General features: G+C 61.2%; 16 protein-coding genes. All 16 read left to right on the plus strand.

Features of this window, described 5'->3' with window-relative positions; genetic code table 11:
• Positions 1-195: 195 nt before the first annotated feature.
• From AC0V6V_RS12220 to ftsA, 16 genes are read left to right on the plus strand one after another with little or no spacing between them, the layout of a single operon-like run.
• Positions 196-687 carry a division/cell wall cluster transcriptional repressor MraZ gene (locus tag AC0V6V_RS12220; RefSeq protein ID WP_486144207.1) on the plus strand — a complete coding sequence of 164 codons (492 nt, stop codon included), beginning with the start codon at positions 196-198 and terminating at the stop codon, positions 685-687.
• Positions 684-1,637, plus strand: coding sequence for a 16S rRNA (cytosine(1402)-N(4))-methyltransferase RsmH (gene rsmH / locus AC0V6V_RS12225; protein WP_486165635.1), 954 nt, complete (start codon positions 684-686; stop codon positions 1,635-1,637). Before AC0V6V_RS12220 ends, rsmH begins: the two co-directional genes overlap by 4 nt.
• Positions 1,634-2,200, plus strand: coding sequence for a hypothetical protein (locus AC0V6V_RS12230; protein ID WP_486165636.1), 567 nt, complete (start codon positions 1,634-1,636; stop codon positions 2,198-2,200). Before rsmH ends, AC0V6V_RS12230 begins: the two co-directional genes overlap by 4 nt.
• Positions 2,197-3,915, plus strand: coding sequence for a peptidoglycan D,D-transpeptidase FtsI family protein (locus tag AC0V6V_RS12235; RefSeq protein ID WP_486165637.1), 1,719 nt, complete (start codon positions 2,197-2,199; stop codon positions 3,913-3,915). Before AC0V6V_RS12230 ends, AC0V6V_RS12235 begins: the two co-directional genes overlap by 4 nt.
• On the plus strand, positions 3,912-5,420 hold the full coding sequence (locus tag AC0V6V_RS12240; protein WP_486165638.1) for a UDP-N-acetylmuramoyl-L-alanyl-D-glutamate--2,6-diaminopimelate ligase: 1,509 nt from the start codon (positions 3,912-3,914) through the stop codon (positions 5,418-5,420). The genes AC0V6V_RS12235 and AC0V6V_RS12240 overlap by 4 nt, the downstream gene beginning before the upstream one ends.
• Entirely contained in the window at positions 5,417-6,907 is a 1,491-nt protein-coding gene (locus AC0V6V_RS12245) for a UDP-N-acetylmuramoyl-tripeptide--D-alanyl-D-alanine ligase (protein WP_486165639.1), read from the plus strand. The genes AC0V6V_RS12240 and AC0V6V_RS12245 overlap by 4 nt, the downstream gene beginning before the upstream one ends.
• Complete coding sequence (gene mraY, locus AC0V6V_RS12250; RefSeq protein ID WP_486165640.1) at positions 6,908-7,978, plus strand: phospho-N-acetylmuramoyl-pentapeptide-transferase; 1,071 nt, start codon at positions 6,908-6,910, stop codon at positions 7,976-7,978.
• 16 nt (positions 7,979-7,994) lie between these two features.
• Positions 7,995-9,323, plus strand: coding sequence for a UDP-N-acetylmuramoyl-L-alanine--D-glutamate ligase (murD, locus tag AC0V6V_RS12255; RefSeq protein ID WP_486165641.1), 1,329 nt, complete (start codon positions 7,995-7,997; stop codon positions 9,321-9,323).
• The gene (locus AC0V6V_RS12260) at positions 9,320-10,564 is read left to right on the plus strand and encodes an FtsW/RodA/SpoVE family cell cycle protein (RefSeq protein ID WP_486165642.1); all 1,245 of its coding nucleotides are present in this window, start codon (positions 9,320-9,322) and stop codon (positions 10,562-10,564) included. The genes murD and AC0V6V_RS12260 overlap by 4 nt, the downstream gene beginning before the upstream one ends.
• The gene (murG, locus tag AC0V6V_RS12265) at positions 10,561-11,778 is read left to right on the plus strand and encodes an undecaprenyldiphospho-muramoylpentapeptide beta-N-acetylglucosaminyltransferase (protein WP_486165643.1); all 1,218 of its coding nucleotides are present in this window, start codon (positions 10,561-10,563) and stop codon (positions 11,776-11,778) included. Before AC0V6V_RS12260 ends, murG begins: the two co-directional genes overlap by 4 nt.
• Complete coding sequence (gene murC, locus AC0V6V_RS12270; protein ID WP_486165644.1) at positions 11,775-13,211, plus strand: UDP-N-acetylmuramate--L-alanine ligase; 1,437 nt, start codon at positions 11,775-11,777, stop codon at positions 13,209-13,211. The genes murG and murC overlap by 4 nt, the downstream gene beginning before the upstream one ends.
• Positions 13,208-14,182: a UDP-N-acetylmuramate dehydrogenase gene (murB, locus tag AC0V6V_RS12275; protein WP_486165645.1), complete on the plus strand. Its 975-nt coding sequence runs from the start codon at positions 13,208-13,210 to the stop codon at positions 14,180-14,182. The genes murC and murB overlap by 4 nt, the downstream gene beginning before the upstream one ends.
• Positions 14,179-14,700 (plus strand): DUF4262 domain-containing protein, encoded by a 522-nt coding sequence (locus AC0V6V_RS12280; RefSeq protein WP_486165646.1) that lies wholly within the window; start codon positions 14,179-14,181, stop codon positions 14,698-14,700. The genes murB and AC0V6V_RS12280 overlap by 4 nt, the downstream gene beginning before the upstream one ends.
• Positions 14,697-15,707, plus strand: a complete 1,011-nt coding sequence (locus tag AC0V6V_RS12285; protein ID WP_486165647.1) for a D-alanine--D-alanine ligase — start codon at positions 14,697-14,699, stop codon at positions 15,705-15,707. Before AC0V6V_RS12280 ends, AC0V6V_RS12285 begins: the two co-directional genes overlap by 4 nt.
• Positions 15,694-16,611, plus strand: a complete 918-nt coding sequence (locus AC0V6V_RS12290) for a cell division protein FtsQ/DivIB (protein ID WP_486165648.1) — start codon at positions 15,694-15,696, stop codon at positions 16,609-16,611. The genes AC0V6V_RS12285 and AC0V6V_RS12290 overlap by 14 nt, the downstream gene beginning before the upstream one ends.
• Positions 16,611-17,930, plus strand: a complete 1,320-nt coding sequence (gene ftsA / locus AC0V6V_RS12295; RefSeq protein ID WP_486165649.1) for a cell division protein FtsA — start codon at positions 16,611-16,613, stop codon at positions 17,928-17,930. The genes AC0V6V_RS12290 and ftsA overlap by 1 nt, the downstream gene beginning before the upstream one ends.
• Positions 17,931-18,014: the final 84 nt, after the last annotated feature.

The raw sequence follows: 18,014 nt of genomic DNA on the forward strand, positions 1-18,014 counted from the left end.
CATCCCGGTTAAACCCACGATATTACCGTCTTCCATCAAACATGCCCGTTTGTGTTTGCGCCGCCCATCGCGGTTGGCGCGCCGGTTCCGCTCGCGTGCGGAATGGCAAGGCGGAGGGCGTGTTTGGCCTCCTCAACGGGGAGGCGGGGAAAATGAAAGCCCGTGAGGGACGGGTGAGAAGGGGAGTTGGAGCGCGTGTCGTTCGCAGGATTCAGTGGTCAAGCTTATTCGCCCGCCGGCGATAAGGGCCGCTTTGTGCTGCCTCCACTGTTCCGCAAGGCCGTTAAAGAAAGCTCGGAAGGGCGGATCGTCTGCCTCGCAAAGCACGAGCGCTGGAATTGTCTCACCGGCTTTGGCCTATCCCGCAAAACCGAACTTGAAGAGCAGATTGAGCGCGAAGAAGACCGCGCCATCCGCCTTGATAAAGAATTCGACCGTGATCTGCGCGCGATGCAGCTGTTCGGCTTTGTCGAAGTGCCGTTCGATGACAGCGGGCGCTTTGTCATGCCTGACCACCTGCGCAGTCTCGCGCAGGTTGACGATGGCCTGTACTTTCATGGCGGCGGGCGCTTCTTTACGATCTGGAACCCAGATCAGCTCGCGCAAATGGGCGAGCAATGGGAAAGCGCGCAGGCCGCCTGCGCCAATCTGGTTGCAGAAGCTGAAGCGAAGGGGCGCAAGAAATGACCCTTCAATCTGCGCCCCACGTACCTGTTCTGCTCGAAGAAGTGATCGCTGCGCTTGATCCCCAGCCCGGCGATGTCATTGTCGACGCCACTTTTGGTGCCGGCGGCTATACTCGTGCGCTGCTTGATTGCGGTGCGACTGTCCACGCTTTTGATCGCGATCCTGACGCGATCTCTCAAGGCCGCGGATGGAGCGAGGCGCGTAGTTCCCCTCCGCGCTTAGTGCTTCATCCGCGGCGTTTTTCTGAGATGGTGAGCGCAATGGCCGAGGTCGGCGTTGCCCAGGTTGACGGCGTTGCGATGGATATTGGCGTTTCCTCCATGCAGCTTGATCAGGCAGGGCGCGGCTTTGCGTTTTCGGCTGACGGACCGCTGGATATGCGGATGAGCCAGGCGGGCGAGAGCGCGGCTGATTTCCTCAATTCTGCCGATGCCGACACGATTGCCGATGTGCTCTATGAATATGGCGAAGAACGCCAGTCGCGCCGGGTTGCCCGCGCGATTGTTGCCGCGCGCCCGTTGGAGACGACCGGCGATCTGGCGCGCATTGTTCGCAAGGCGCTGGGGCATAAGCCGCATGACAAGAAGGACCCCGCAACGCGGTCGTTCCAGGCGGTGCGCATTCATGTGAATGACGAGCTGGGCGAATTGCGCAGCGGACTGTCAGCAGCCGAGCATTTGCTGCGCGCTGGCGGCAAGCTCGCCGTGGTCAGTTTTCACAGCCTCGAAGACCGCATGGTCAAACATTTCCTGCGCGAAGCATCTGGCGCGGGCCGCGCGGTATCGCGCCATTTGCCCGGGGAAATTCCCGGCGATCCGCCGGTATTTGAGAAACTTTCCAAAGCGATCCGTCCTTCCGAGGCCGAGATCGAACGCAATCCGCGCGCGCGCTCTTCAACCCTGCGCAGCGCCATTCGTACAACCGCCGATGCAAGGAGGTTTGCGGCATGATCGTTTCAGGTTCTCGTATGCGCCAAATCGGCTGGGTTGCGGTGCTCGCACTGTGCGTTGGAATGTTCCTCGCGCTCAGCTTCCGCGTGCATGCTGTGAAAAGCGAAGTTCTGTTGGCTGAACGGCAAATCGTTGAGTTGGAGCGCGAAACGCTTGTGCTGGAAACCGAGTTTCAGGCGCGCGCCAATCAGCGCCAGCTCGCCAATTGGAACATCGTCGAATTCGGCTATCTCGCGCCGCGCGCAGACCAATATCTCGAAGGCGAGCGTCAATTGGCCAGCCTCGGTTCGCCCCAAGTTCCCGGCGCGCCTAGCCCGATCCGGGTTGCCCGGGCGGAGCCTGAAGAAGGCATGCCTTCGCCGCTACGGTCACGTGAAATGGTCTCGCCGATCACGGGCGCGCCTGTGACACTGGCCGCGACGCAGGTTGAAGAGAGTGCAACAACGATGTTTGCCGAGGCTTTCGGTGATTTCCTAGTTGAGGCCTCGCCCATCCGGGCGGCGCAAGCGCGCGCAGGCAGCAGCGCTGCGGCCACTCAAGCAACGGCAGAGACAGCTGAATGAGTGCCTTTGCGGCTCGCCCGGCCATCCCCGCAGGCCGCATCCAACTCGTCAATTTGCGCTATCGCTCGCTGTTGACGGCGCGTTGGCGCGTGCTCTGGATTGTGCTGGTATTTGGTTTGGTCGCTGCGGCGGCCATCCTGCGTATTGCCTATTTGGGGTTTGCTGGACACGCCCCATCGCGCACCAGCCTGGCGGAGCAATTGCTGCCCCCGCGCGGTGAAATCACCGATCGCAATGGTATTCCGCTGGCCCGCGCCTTCCCGGCCTATGCTCTGTGGTATGCGCCAACGGCCATGGGTGACGGCGGCGCGCCGTTGGTTGCCTCGCCGCAAGATGTCGCGTTGAAGCTGGCCAACATTTTTCCGACGATGGATGTGAATGACACAGCCTCGCGTTTGGCCACGGGCCGTGCGGGCTATTTGCGCCGCCGCATTCTGCCGGAAGAAGCGAATGAGATCATGCGTCTGGGCGAGGTTGCGCTGCAAATCCCGCGTGAGACCGACCGCCACTATCCGCAGGGCTCCCTGGGCGCACACATTCTTGGCTATGTCGCGGCAGATGATCGCGGCCGCGTCGGCATGGAAGCGGTGCTGGACGAGCAATTGCGCGATCCCTCGTTGCGCTCAGAATCGGTGCCGCTGTCGATCGACATGCGCGTTCAAGGCGCGCTCGAGGATGAGCTGAGCAAGACAATGCTCGCCACCAACGCATTGGGCGCGGCGGGGCTGGTGCTGGATGTAGACACAGGCGAGGTGATGGCGCTGGCTTCCCTGCCAGAGTTCAATCCCAACCGGATCGATGCCGCTGGCCAGGCAAATATGATGAACCGCGCCACCAACCAGGTGTATGAGCTCGGCTCGACCTTTAAGCCGCTGACGGTCGCCGCCGCGATTGATGCCGGCGTGATCACCGATCTCAGCGCAAATTGGAACGCGCGCCCGGTAAAGATCGGCTCAATTGAGCGCGCGGATTACTCCGACAAGGGCGCGACGCTCAACATTCCTCAGGCGCTGGCCTATTCGTCCAACACCGTCACCATGCGGGTCGCGGATCAGCTGGGGCCAGAGCGGCTGCGCCAGACGATGATCGACCTTGGGATGAACGAGCGTCCCTATATTGAACTGCCAGCGAAAGGCCATCCGATCTGGCCGCGCGGTGACTGGTCGCGCCTAACCAATATGACAGTTGGCTATGGCCACGGTATTTCGGTCACGCCGCTGCACTTGGCGGCCGCTTATGCTGCGATGGTCAATGGCGGCATCTGGCGTCCTGCGACTTTGCACAAGCTGGAGGCGGGCGAGGCTCCGCGTGGTCGCCGCGTGTTTAAGACCTCCACCTCCTCGCGTATGCGCCAATTGCTGCGCATGATTTCGATTTATGGCACCGGGCGCAGCGCCGATGCGCCTGGATACCGTGTGGGCGGAAAGACTGGCTCGGCGGAAAAGCCGACGAAGGGCGGGTACAGCAAGACGAAGCTGATTTCGTCTTTTGCCGCCGCATTCCCAATGGACCGCCCGCGCTATGTTGTGGTCGCGGTGATTGATGAACCGCGCGGCACCGTGGCAAGTTCATTCCAGCGGACGGCGGCGTTCAACGCTGCCCCTGTTGTCGGGCGGCTCGTGCCGCGAATTGGTCCAATGCTGGGCGTGCAGCCAGATACGACACGCGACGTTGATATTAGTGATCTTCGCTTCTTGGTGGAGGGGCGCAAATGAAACTCGGAAATTTAGCAGAGAGGGCAGGCTTGTTCTGCGATGAGGGCGCAGACCTCAGCGTAACCGGCTTTGCCATTGATCATCGCAAGGTCGCGCCCGGCACCGTGTTCGGCGCGTTTCAGGGTCTGGCTTTCAATGCCGAAGAGGTCATCCCTGAGGCGATTGCCGCAGGCGCTGTCGCCATCGTAACGCGCCCCGGCGTAAACGTTGAAGGCGCTGTTCACATCGCCAGCGACAATCCGCGCCGCGATTTTGCGCGATTGGCCGCTGGGTTCTTCACGCCCGTCCCGCCGCATATCGTCGCGGTCACAGGCACCAATGGTAAAACCTCGACCGTCGAGATGACGCGGCAAATCTGGCGCATGTGCGGTGAGCGCGCAGCCAGCATTGGCACATTGGGCGTGACCACGCCGGATGAGAGCGTCTCCACCGGCCTCACCACGCCGGACATTGTCACTTTCCTATCGAATATGAGCGGGCTGGCGCGCGAAGGCGTGAGCCATGTGGCCTATGAGGCATCGAGCCACGGCCTCTCGCAATATCGCAATGAAGGCGTGCCGGTTTCAGCCGCTGCCTTCACCAACTTCAGCCGTGATCACCTCGATTATCACGCTGATATGGATGACTATTTTGCTGCGAAAATGCGGCTGTTCAGCGAAGTGCTGGAGCCGGGCGCAGCGGCAATTATTTGGGACGGCGGGGATAACAGCGAGTGGACCCGCCGTGCCGCCGAGCACGCGATGTCCTCAAATTTGCGCGTGCTTCTTGTCGGCAAGGTGGGGAGCGGCTCCAACGCGTTCCTCCGCCTTGTCGATCGCAAAACGACCCAGCTGGGACAGACGATCGATGTTGAGCATGAGGGGCATGTCTTTTCGATCAAGCTCCCGCTGATCGGTGAATATCAGGCCGCCAACGCTATGGTCGCGGCGGCTCTGGCGATTGCAACCGGCAGTGATGCTGCACAAGCGCTGGATGCGATTTCCCGGCTTCAGCCGGTGCGCGGGCGGATAGAGCGGGCCGTGATCAGCCCGGCCGGTGCGCCTGTCTATGTCGATTACGCTCACACGCCGGACGCATTGGCGGCGGCGATTGCTGCGCTGCGCCCGCATGTGGCGCGCGGGCAGGGCGGGCGCTTGATCACCGTATTTGGCGCTGGCGGGGACCGCGATCCCGGTAAGCGCGAAGCGATGGGCGCCGCCGCCTCTGACAAATCAGACATCGTTATCATTACAGACGACAATCCGCGCGGCGAAAGTCCAGCGGCCATTCGGGCAGACATTATGCGCGGGGCCGCAGCCAGCGCGCGCGAGATTGGCGACCGGCGCGAGGCGATTGGCGAGGCCATTTCGCTCGCCGGAGAACACGACATTGTGCTGGTGGCGGGCAAAGGCCACGAGCAAGGACAGATCATCGGTGCAGGAGAGAATATGCGGGTTTTGCCGTTCGATGACGTAACGGTTGCGCGCGAATGCGCCGCTGCTGGCGGTTCGGGGTCGGGCTCATGAACGCGCCGCTGATCCACGCCGCGTTGCGCGCTTGGCCAGTAACGGCGCGCGATGAACTCAGCGGAGCGCTGTGGAACTCGCGCGAAATCGAGACGGCAACGGGCGGCACGGCGAGCCATCACTTCCAGGCCTCCGGCGTTGAGATGGATTCCCGCGATGTGCGCCCCGGCGATTTGTTCGTCGCGCTTAAAGGCGAGGCGATGGATGGTCACCGCTTCCTCGATAAAGCCTTTGCCGCAGGGGCGGTTGCAGCGATCACAGACCGCGCCGTCGACTATCCGCATGTGCTGGTCGAAGACACCAGCGCCGCCCTGCATGCACTCGCTCATGCCGCGCGCGATCGCAGCCCAGCGGTGCGCATTGGCGTGACCGGATCGGTCGGCAAAACCGGCGTGAAAGAGGCGATCTTTGCCGCTCTAGACCGGGCCAGCAGAGGCGCGGCGCATCGCAGCGTGCGCAGCTATAACAATCACGTGGGCGTGCCGCTCAGCCTCGCCCGGATGCCCGCGCGCAGCCTGTTTGGCGTGTTCGAAATGGGCATGAACCATGCAGGCGAAATTGCGCCTTTGGCCGATCACGTGCGCCCTGACGTGGCGCTGATCACCACGCTCGCGCCTGCGCATATCGAGAATCTTGGCTCGATGGAGGCCATTGCTGATGAGAAAGCGGCGATCTTCACCGGTCTGGCGCCGGGCGGCACCGCGATCATTCCGGCTGATACCGACTACACCAAGCGCCTGATCGGTCATGCCCGTGCGGCGGGGGCTGAGGTCGTGACCTTTGGCCGTCATGCGGACGCGGATGTGCGGCTGCTCGATGCCATTCCGATCAGCACCGGAGGTTCGCTGATCACAGCCGACCTTGGCGATGCGCGGCTATGCTATTCGATTGCAGAGCCGGGCGAGCATTGGATTGCCAATTCCCTCGGCGTCATGGCGGCAGTGCGCGCAGCCGGCGGCGATCTCGCCGCAGCGGGCCTGGCGCTGGCTGAAATGGGCGGGCTGAAAGGGCGCGGCGCGCGGTTCCAGATTGATCTGCCCGGCGATGGCAAAGCCTTGCTGGTCGATGAAAGCTACAATGCAAACCCCGCCTCCATGCGCGCCACCCTGCGGCAATTGGGCCAGACACCGGCGCTGCGCCGGGTAGCGATTTTGGGCAGTATGATGGAGCTGGGTGATTTTAGCCCGCGCTTCCACCGCAAACTGGCCGAGCCGCTTAATGATGCGCGGGTCGATCACGTTATTCTGGTTGGCGAAGAGATGCGCGAGCTGGCCTATGAATTGGGGAAATCCGGCGGCGTTCCGCTTGGCAACCCGGGCAGCTTCACGCATTGCGACGGTCCGGATCAGGCGATTTCCATGCTCAGCGAATTTGGCATCAATGGCGGGGACGCAATCCTTGTCAAAGGGTCAAACTCGGTCGGGCTTGGCGCTCTGGTTACCCATTTTACGCAAACGCACCCAGTTGAGGGGCAACAGGACGACTAAATGCTGTATCTGCTCGCCGAATGGCTCGGGTTTGAAGGGATCTTCAACCTTGTGCGTTATCAGACGTTCCGTGCCGGAGCGACGCTGATCACGGCGCTGTTTATTGGCATGGCAATCGGTCCGCGCTTCATCAACATTTTGCGCGTGCGCCAGGGCAAGGGTCAGCCGATCCGTGAAGACGGCCCGGAAAGCCATTTTGCCAAGCGCGGCACACCGACCATGGGCGGATTGATGATCCTCATTTCATTGGCGCTATCGCTGATGCTGTGGATGGATTTGCGCAGCCCGCTGGTCTGGGCCTGCCTCGCAGTGACAGCCGGTTTCGGGATCATCGGCTTCCTCGATGATTACGACAAAGTCTCGAAAAACAGCCATGCTGGCGTACCCGGCCGAGTGCGGCTTGCGATGGAATTCGTGGTCGCTGGCATTGCGTCTTACATCATCGTTAGCCAGATCAGCACCGATCTTTACGTGCCGTTCTTCTCTGACGTGTCGATCCCTCTGGGGCCGTTCTATTACTTCTTTGCTGCCTTCGTCATCGTCGGCGCAGGCAATGCGGTGAACCTGACCGATGGTCTCGATGGGCTGGCAATTATGCCAGTGATCATTGCCGCGGGCACCTTTGCGATTATCGCCTATCTCGTCGGGCGCACCGACTTTAGCGAATATCTCGGCATTCCTTATGTTGAGGGCGCGGGTGAGCTCGCGATATTCTGCGCCGCGATCATCGGCGCGGGCCTGGCATTTCTGTGGTTCAACGCGCCGCCAGCGGCGGTGTTTATGGGCGACACCGGATCGCTCGCCTTGGGCGGAGCCTTGGGCGCCATCGCGGTTGCCGCACACCACGAGATTGTGCTGGCGATTGTCGGCGGCCTGTTCGTGCTGGAGGCGGTTTCTGTCATCGTTCAGGTCTTCTGGTTCAAACGCACGGGCAAGCGGGTGTTCCGCATGGCCCCGATCCACCACCATTTTGAACAGCTCGGTTGGAGCGAGAGCAAGGTTGTGATCCGTTTCTGGATCATTTCGATCGTACTGGCGCTCGCTGGGCTGGCCACGCTGAAACTGCGCTAAGGAGAGCTGCGCCAAAGTGATCACCTCTGCTGCCTTTGCTGGAAAACGCTATGCCGTGCTCGGCCTGGCGCGGTCTGGCGCGGCCACCGTGGAAGCATTGCTGGCGAGCGGCGCTGAAGTGACCGCATGGGACGAGCGTGAGGAAGCGCGCGAGGCGTTTGTGGGCCGGTGCGAACTGGCCGATCCATTGCAAATCGACCTCACCGGATTTGCGGGCGTGGTGGTGTCGCCCGGCGTCCCGCTCAACACCCATCCAATCGCGCCCTATGCCGCGACATTCGATGTGCCTGTGATCGGCGACATTGAACTTTTCGCTCAGGCCCGTGCTGATCTGCCGCCGCACAAAGTGGTTGGCATTACCGGCACCAATGGCAAGTCGACCACCACCGCGCTGGTGCATCACATTTTGCAAACCGCAGGCGTGCCCAGCGTGATGGGCGGCAATATTGGCGAACCGATTTTGGGCCAAGACCCACTGCCAGAAGGCGGGGTCTATGTGCTGGAGCTGTCGAGCTATCAGATTGATCTTACGTTTAGCTTGGATTGCGATGTGGCAGTGCTGCTGAACATCACGCCGGACCACCTGGACCGGTATGATGGCAGTTTTGAGAAATATGCTGCGTCGAAAGAGCGTCTCATCGCAATGCAGTCTCATTACAAGCTTGTGATTTTTGGTGAGCATGTTTTTTTGCACAACCGGCCGTTGTATGATCGTTGGATGCGAGCGGAGAATGTCTGTGTCTGGTGCATGGCTCACTTGTATCCGCACAATTCCTTAAAGTCTGACGATTGGCCCGGATTGCAAGGGCCACATAACCGGGAGAACGCGTTTGCCGCCGTGCTGGTCGGAGAGGCTTTTAACATCGATGATGAATTGACTGCTCAAGGCCTCCGCACTTTTCCCGGCCTCCCGCACCGCATGGAGCGCATTGCTGAGATCGCTGACGTAACCTTCATCAATGACAGCAAGGCTACCAATGCGGATTCCACCGCGCCGGCCATTGCGGCGTTTCCGCCTGACCCCGATCCCCGCGTGCGCTGGATCGTGGGCGGCTTGGCCAAGGAGGATGGCCTCGGCTCGCTGGCTGGCCTGATGGACCACGTCGCGGGCGCCTACACCATTGGCCGCGATGGCGAGATGTTCGCGCAGGCCATCCGGCCATCAGCACCGGCGCAATATTGCGAAACGCTAGGACAGGCCTTTGCCAAGGCGCATGGTGATGCGCGCGCTGGCGATGTGGTGCTGTTCTCGCCCGCTGCTGCGAGCTTTGACCAATTCCGAGATTTTGAAGACCGCGGTCAGCAATTCCGCGAACTCGTCCATGCCTTGGGAGAGGCCGCATGAATTCCGTCGGTTCACCGGCTTACGGCCCCTATGCGCCAGGCCGCAGCGGCGGATCATTCAACGCGCCTGTCCCGGTGCGGCGCGGGTGGATGGGCGATCTGCGCATCTGGTGGCGCGAAGTCGACAAATGGCTGCTCGGCCTGGTCCTGGTGACGATGTTGATCGGCACTGCCGCCGTGGCTGCTGCCTCGCCTGCCAGCGCAGAGCAGTTGTCGACCGCCGAAGTGCGCCTCGATGAATTTCTGTTCCTGAAATCGCACGTCGTATGGCAAATCATGGGCGTTGGCGTGATGATCGCCACAAGCTTTGCCAGCCGCGACAATGCGCGCCGCATGGGCATTTTGCTGTTTGCCGGAATGCTGGCGCTGCTGTTTCTCGTGCCGATTATCGGGGTCGAGAAGAACGGCGCGCGCCGCTGGCTAGAAGTGGGCATGTCGCTCCAACCCTCTGAGTTCTTGAAACCTGGCTTTGCCATCGCGCTTGCGTGGATTTTAAGCTGGCGGCTCCGTGATCCGGGTCTGCCGGTGCTCACCTTTGTGACGATGATCATGGCCCTCGTCGCGGGCTTGCTGATGCTACAGCCAAACCTTGGCGCGACCATTCTGTTTGCAGGCGTGTGGTTTGTATTGGTGCTGCTGTCTGGCGTATCGGTGCAGCGGATCAGCGCGCTGGTTGGCGCGGGCGTCGTTGGCCTGACCGCGACTTATTTCCTCTATGACAATGCGCGCCATCGGATCGATGCGTTTCTGGGCGGCGGCACTGCGTTTGACCAAGTTGATCTGGCTCAGCGCACTCTGCTGGCTGGCGGTTGGACAGGCAGCGGGTTGTGGCTCGGCATTCGCAAGATGAACCTGCCAGAGGCGCACACTGACTACATCTTCTCCGTCATTGGCGAGGAATATGGTCTGATGATCTGCGCGCTGATCGTGCTGCTCTATCTCGCGATTGTCGCGCGGGTGCTGGTGCGTCTGGTGGACGAGGAAAACCTGTTTGTCCTGCTCGCAGGCGCTGGCCTCGTCACCCAAATCGGCGGGCAGGCCTTCATCAATATTCTCGTCAATCTTCAGCTTTTCCCATCGAAAGGCATGACCTTGCCGCTGATCAGCTATGGCGGCTCGTCAACCTTGGCGGTGTGCTTTACATTCGGCCTGTTGCTCGCAATCACGCGGCGCAATCCGTTCCTAAAGCGCGAGACGCCGGGACTGCGAGACTTTCTAGAAAATAAGGAGGAGCGCGAATGAATAGCGATGCTCCCAAGTCCAATCGTCATTTCGTTCTCGCCGCTGGCGGGACCGGCGGCCATTTGATCCCGGCCTTTGCGCTGGCGGCAGAGCTGGACGCGCGCGGGCACCACGTGGCCTTGATTACGGATGAGCGCGGGGCAAATATCCCGGGCAAGCCTGATTATCTGACCGCGCATGTCCTGCCCGCTGGTCGGTTTGGCAAAAACCCGCTGCGCTGGCTCGGCGGGGCGCGTGCGGTGCGCGATGGACGCAATATGGCGCTGCGCCTGTTTGACGCGTTTGAGCCCAGCGCGGTGATCGGCTTTGGCGGCTATCCCGCTTTCCCGGCGCTGCTCGCCTCGACCAAGGCTGGCATCCCCAGCGTGGTACATGAACAAAACGCTGTGCTGGGCCGGGTTAATCGGCTGCTCGCTGGCCGCGTGGATGCAATCGCCACCAGCTATCCTGAAGTTGAGCGGCTGAAAGAGAAATACGAGACAAAGGTCTATCTCGTCGGCAATCCGGTCCGGGCTGAAGTGCTCGAGCTGCGCAAGCAGGATTTTCCTGAGTTCACCGACGAAGGCCTGCTGCGGGTGCTGGTCACCGGCGGCAGCCAAGGCGCGAGCATCCTCTCCCAAGTGGTGCCCGATGGGCTAGCGATGCTGCCACCGGCGCTGCGCGGCCGCCTGCAAGTGACGCAGCAATGCCGCCAGGAAGATATCGACGCGGTGCGCGAACGCTATTTGAGCCACGATATCCCGGCAGAGCTCGGCACGTATTTTGAAGATATGGAAGAGCGCCTGGCCGATTGCCATGTGTTCATTGGTCGCGCAGGCGCTTCGACCATTGCTGAGCTGACCGCAGTTGGTCGCCCCGGCATTCTGATCCCGCTGCCGATTGCGACGGATGATCATCAGGCCGCCAACACCCGCGAGATCGTGGCCGCTGGCGGCGCGCGCATGGTGCGCCAAGCGAACTTTGCGCCCAAGGAACTGGCCAAGCAAATCCAAGCGATGGCGCAAAAGCCGGCGAGCCTTGCCAACGCCGCGCATGGTGCGTGGAATTGCGGCCGCCCGGATGCGACGAAGGATCTTGCGGACTTGATGGAGAGCTTTGGCGGGGCCGACATGATGGATGTCATCCGCGTGGGTGAGGGCGAAAAACGCAGCGCTGCGACCAGCACCGCAGCCGAAGGCGCGACCAAGGACGCTGTTCGGGATTCTGCGGAATGAAAGGCGTTGCAACCGATATTGGGACAATCCATTTCGTCGGCATCGGCGGCATTGGCATGTCGGGCATTGCTGAGGTCATGCACAACCTCGGCTACGGCGTGCAGGGCAGCGACTTGGCCGAGGGGCCGAGCGTAGAGCGCCTGCGTGCGCGCGGCATCACCGTGCATATCGGGCATGAACGCGAGAATGTGGACGGCGTTAGTGTCGTCGTCACCTCCACCGCCGTTCGCCGCACCAATCCAGAGGTTGCCGCCGCGCTGGAAAACCGCATCCCTGTGGTGCGCCGCGCCGAAATGCTGGCCGAGCTGATGCGTTTGAAATCCACCGTCGCTGTGGCCGGTACGCATGGCAAGACCACCACCACCAGCATGATCGCAGCATTGCTCGACAAGGGCGATGTTGACCCCACCGTCATCAATGGCGGGATCATTGAGCAATATGGCTCCAACGCGCGCCTCGGCGACAGCGATTGGATGGTGGTCGAAGCTGATGAGAGCGACGGCAGTTTTCTGCGCCTAGATGGCACCATCGCGGTTGTCACCAATATCGACCCCGAGCATCTCGACCATTACGGCGATTTCGACGGCGTTAAACGCGCCTTTGTCGAGTTCATTCACAACGTCCCGTTCTATGGGGCCGCCATCCTGTGCGTCGACCACCCAGAAGTGCAGGCGGTTATTGGCCAAGTGCGCGACCGCAAGGTTGTGACCTATGGCTTCTCTTTACAGGCTGACATTTGCGGGGTGAACATTCGCCCGCATGAAGGCGGCAACCGTTTCGATGTGATCATCCGCCAGCGCGGCGAAGAAGATCGCCGGATCGAAGGCGTGAACCTGCCCATGCCAGGCCGCCACAATGTGCAGAACGCTCTTGCTGCGATTGCGGTCGCGATTGAGATGGGCTGCCCCGACGATGTCATCCGCGAGGGCTTTGGCCAATTTGGCGGGGTTCGCCGCCGCTTCACCAAGGTTGGCTCTGTCCCGGTCGAAGGCGGCGCTGTCAGCATCATCGACGATTACGCCCACCACCCGGTCGAAATCCGCGCCGTGCTGGAGGCAGCGCGCGAGGCGGCCTCGGCTGGCGATAGCGAAGGCCGCGTCATCGCGATTGCCCAGCCGCACCGCTATTCGCGCCTCAATGATCTGATGGAAGACTTCCAAACCTGCTTCAACGAGGCGGACGAGGTCTATGTCACCCCGGTTTACGAAGCGGGCGAAGACCCGATTGAAGGCGTTAGCTCGGCCGCGCTCGTCGCGGGCCTCAAATCGCGCGGGCATCGCTCTGCGCAGACGATCGAGGATCAGGCGTCTTTGGCGAGCGCGCTAGCTGGCGACATTCGCAAGGGTGATATCGTCGTGTGCCTGGGCGCGGGCGACATCACCAAGTGGGCGGCGGGGCTCGCGGGCGCAATTGAATCGAAGCGGAACGCATGAACGACATGGTACAACCCGACGACTGGAATGACCGCGACAGCGGTATGGCCCCGACCTGCGCGATTGAGGGCGGCGCGGACGCGCCCGTGCCGACCGAGAACATTCGCGGCCGTCTGACGCAGAACGCGCCTTTGGCAAAATTCGTCTGGTTCAAAAGCGGCGGCAATGCCGATTGGCTGTTTGAGCCTGCAGATCTCGAGGATCTAAAGAGCTTTTGCGAGCAGCTGGACGGAGAAATTCCCGTCATGGCGCTGGGGGTCGGCTCCAACATGATTATCCGCGATGGCGGCGTGCCGGGTGTGGTGATCAAGCTGGGCAAGGAATTCTCTGAGGTCGAGATTACCGGCGAAACGACGCTGACCGCTGGCTCCGCTACGCCGGTCAGCATCGTGTCGAGGCGCGCGGCGAAAGCTGGGATTGACGGGCTTTCATTTTTCACCGGCATTCCCGGATCGGTCGGCGGTGTCACTCGCATGAACGGCGGATGCTATGGCCGCGAAACCTGCGATGTGTTGGTCGATTGCGATGTGATCCTGCCGGATGGACAGTTTGTGACGCTGACGAACAAGGAGCTGCAATACAGCTATCGCCATTCCGCATTGCCCGATGGCGCGGTGGTCGTCGCCGCGCGGTTTGAGGGCTTTCCGGGCGATCCGGACACAATCAAGGCGGAGATGAACCGTATCTCCAGTGAGCGTAAGGACTCGCAGCCAATTGGCAGCATGACCGGTGGATCGACGTTCAAAAACCCGCCTAGCCACAGCAGTTGGAAGCTGATCGATGAGGCGGGCTGCCGCGGCCTGATGAACGGGGCTGCGCAGGTGAGCGAGAAGCACTGCAATTTCCTGATCAACACCGGCAATGCGACCAGCACCGAAATCGAAGGTCTGGGCGAGATGGTGCGTGAGAAAGTCTACGCCCATTCCGGCATTCAGCTGGAGTGGGAAATCAAGCGGGTGGGCAGACCGTGAGAAACTGGTTCAAGAAAGACGGTCTTTCAAAAGGCGAACGTGAAATAGTCGGCAATGTCGACAAACACGGCTGCCACCTTAACGGCGTCTTTGACCCAGAAGGTGATGAGCCGAGCTTTGTTTATTCGATCGGTTTCACAAAAACTCTGGAGAAGGTCGGCATTCCCGATTTTCCCGAAGTCATTATTTTCGGCCTACCTGGCGACTTTTGCGGACCTGCAATCAACCAACTTCTTGCCATGTGTGCCGCCGGACAAGAGCTAAATGAAGGTGTCCGCCTCGATGAGTTCTTCGGGGACTATGACGGTATCGTAAGGCTTGTCCATCCAAGCCGTATTGAAGAAGAATATCTCAATTCTGCAATGTGGTACCACCGTACCCAGATGGACCGAGAATTGTTGAAGGTCGCTCAACTTGTTTGGCCCGATGCCAATGGCGTTTTCCCTTGGGAAGAAGGTTGCGAGGAATGGGTGCGTGCCGATCAACCTGCGCTATACGAGCCGAGACTGGCCTCATGACTGTGCTCTCTAATATTCATATCGCCGTCCTGATGGGCGGCTGGGCCGCAGAGCGCGAGGTCTCTTTGATGACCGGCAATGGCATTGCCGATGCGCTCGAGAGCAAGGGTCACCGCGTCACCCGGATCGATATGGACCGCGATGTCGCTGCGCGGATCGCTGAGGCCGCGCCAGATGTTGTGTTCAACGCGCTGCACGGCGTGCCCGGTGAAGATGGCACGGTGCAGGGCATGCTCGATCTTATGGGCATTCCCTACACCCATTCCGGCGTTGCGACCTCTGTGATCGCGATTGATAAACAGCTGACCAAACAGGCGCTTGTTCCGCATGGTATTCCGATGCCGGGCGGGCATATCGTCGCCTCTGAAGACCTGCATAAGCGCGATCCGCTGCCGCGCCCTTATGTGCTGAAGCCAGTGAACGAAGGCTCATCCGTGGGCGTTGCGATCATCACTGAAGACAGCAATGTCGGCAATCCGATTGCCCCCACTGCCGAGGGGCCGTGGCAGGAATTTAAAGAGCTGCTCGCCGAACCTTTCATCAAGGGGCGCGAGCTCACCACCGCGGTGATCGACGGGCCAGATGGGCCGCGCGCGCTGGGCGTGACAGAGCTGATCATCGAAAGCGGCTTTTACGATTACGAGCACAAATACACCGATGGCTGCACGCAGCATGTCTGCCCGGCGAATATTCCGGCGGACATTGCGGCGCTCTGCGAAAGCTATGCGATCCGCGCGCACCAATTGCTCGGCTGTCACGGCGCGAGCCGCACAGATTACCGCTGGGACGACGAGGCAGGCGAGGCTGGTCTGTTTGTGCTGGAGACCAACACTCAGCCGGGCATGACGCCGCTTAGCCTAGTGCCAGAGCAGGCGAAACATGCCGGAATTGATTATGCCGATCTTGCAGAAATGATCGTGCACGAGGCGCTCAGGATACATGGGGCGGCGAAAGCCGGTTCTGCTGCGCCTGCCAAGCAAACAGGAGGCACTGATGGCGCAGATTAAACGCGGCGGAAAAGGTGTAAGGCGCGCAGTCAAAGCATCGAGCCGGGCGAAAACCGCTCGCCAGGCGCGGGCGCGGACCAGCGGCGTTCTCGACAGTGTGATCGGACTGTTGCCGTTCACTGACGAGCAATTGCAGCGCATCTTCCTGTCTATCATCATCGGCGGCGCAGTGGCGCTGGCGTGGTTCATTGCCAGCCTCGCAGGCGTTCCAGCAATGGCTCAGGCGCAGGTGGCGCATCTCGCCTCTGACGCTGGGTTTGAGGTGCGCCGTGTGCGCGTGACCGGCACCAGCCGGATGGACGAGCAACACGTTTACAGCCGCGCGCTGGCTCAGCGTGACCGGCCTATGCCTCAGGTTGAACTGGAGGCTCTGCGCGAGGAATTGCTGGAATTGCCGTGGGTCAAAGACGCGCGGGTTTCCGCTCAGCTGCCGGACACTTTGGCAATCGACATCGTTGAGCGCACGCCGCATGCGGTGCTGGAAAAGCCAGACCGTCTTGTGCTGATCGATGCAGAGGGCACGGAGCTGGAACCGGTCGCGCGCGACAAGGCGAACAAAATGCTGATGATTTCCGGCCCGGGCGCGAGCCGCCAAGTGGCCGATCTCGATCGCTTGCTGGCCACTGCGCCTGCGCTGAAACCTCAGATTGAGGCAGCAGAATGGGTCGGCAATCGTCGCTGGAACCTGTCGTTCAAAACAGAGCAAGTTCTGGCTCTGCCAGAAGGCGATGACGAAGCGGCGACGGCGCTGGTCAAATTCGCGCGGATGGATGGGCAAAACCGCTTGATCGGCGGAAAAGTCGCGACCTTCGACATGCGTGCACCGCCGCGTATTTATATGCGCGTGCCGGGCCGCTCTGAACAATTGCTCGCCGGTGGATCGGGCGCCGGAGGAACACCGTAATGGCAAGCTCCAAGGGTCACAGCTCCGCCGGAAAAGCGCGCCTTTCCAAGATTTTTGGCGCGGTCAACATCGGCTCCTTCCGCATCTCGGCCATGATCATGGGCGAGACAGAGAACGGCGACCTCATCGTGCTGGGCTCTGGCCACCGCGCCAGCCAAGGGATCAAGCGCGGCTATGTGATCGATATGAGAGCTGCGACCTATGCCATTCGCGATGCGGTGGAGCGGGCCGAGAAAAACGCCGGTGCCAGCGTGCAAAGCGTGTGGGTGGCCTGCGCGGGCGCTGGTCTGGCTAGCAATGTTTCCAAGGTTGAGGTGGAGATCGGCGGACGCCGGATCGAAGAGGAAGATGTTGAGCATCTGCTGATCGCGGCGCGCGACACGATCCAGCCGGACGGGCGGATGGTCCTGCACGCTCAGCCTGCGCATTACACGCTCGACGGGGCGCATGGCGTCGCCAATCCGCGCGGCCTCCATGCAGAGCGGCTAGGCGTTGATGTGCATGTGATGCTGGCCGATGGTGCGCCGGTGCGCAACCTTACCGAAGTCGTGCAAAGCGCGCATTTGGAGGTGGAGGGCGTCGTCGCTGCTCCGCTGGCCACCAGCTATGCTGTGCTCTCGCAAGAAGAGCGTGAGCTGGGCGTTGCTTTGGTCGAAATCGGCAATGATGTGACCAATGTTTCCGTCCACGCTGGCGGCATGCTGCTGGGCCTGCGCGCGCTGCCTTATGGTTCGGGCGATATCACCGATGCGATCGCCAGCGCCTTTGGCATTCGGCGGTTTCAGGCGGAACGGCTGAAATGTGTCTCAGGATCTGCTATTGCCTCGCCAAGCGATCACCGCGAGATGATCCCGGTCAACGGGCCGGGCGATGAAGTGACCGGACCATTGGCGCGCGGTGCGGATGATAAAAACCGCATTGCGAGGGCAGAATTGGTCTCGGTGGTGACGCAGAACCTCTCCCAGCTCACCGATGAAGTGGGCCGGGCGCTGAAGGCGATGGGCTTTTCCGGCTCGCGGGCAGGGCAAGTGGTGCTCACCGGCGGCGGAGCTGAGCTTGCCGGGCTCGCCGAATTTGCGCAAGGTGCGCTAGGGATGCCTGTGCGCATTGGCCGCGCGCCAACGTTAACTGGGCTGCCAGAGGCGCATTCAACGCCGGGCTTTGCGACATTGGCGGGACTGTGCCTCTATGCCGCAGATGACCCAGTCGATATTCGCGCAATCGGCGCGCAATATCAGCAGACCGCCAAATATGGCGGCGGTGTGGTAGGGACACAAATGGCGGCGCGATTATTCCGCGCGCTTAAGGAATACTTCTAAAGAGCCTTGGTAAGAGGCCGAGGGACAATTGAGGCTCTGTGGATAAGGGTTAGTGCGCTATAACCGCGAAGACGCGAATGTGGC

The sequence above is a fragment of the Erythrobacter sp. S249 genome (assembly GCF_057364975.1).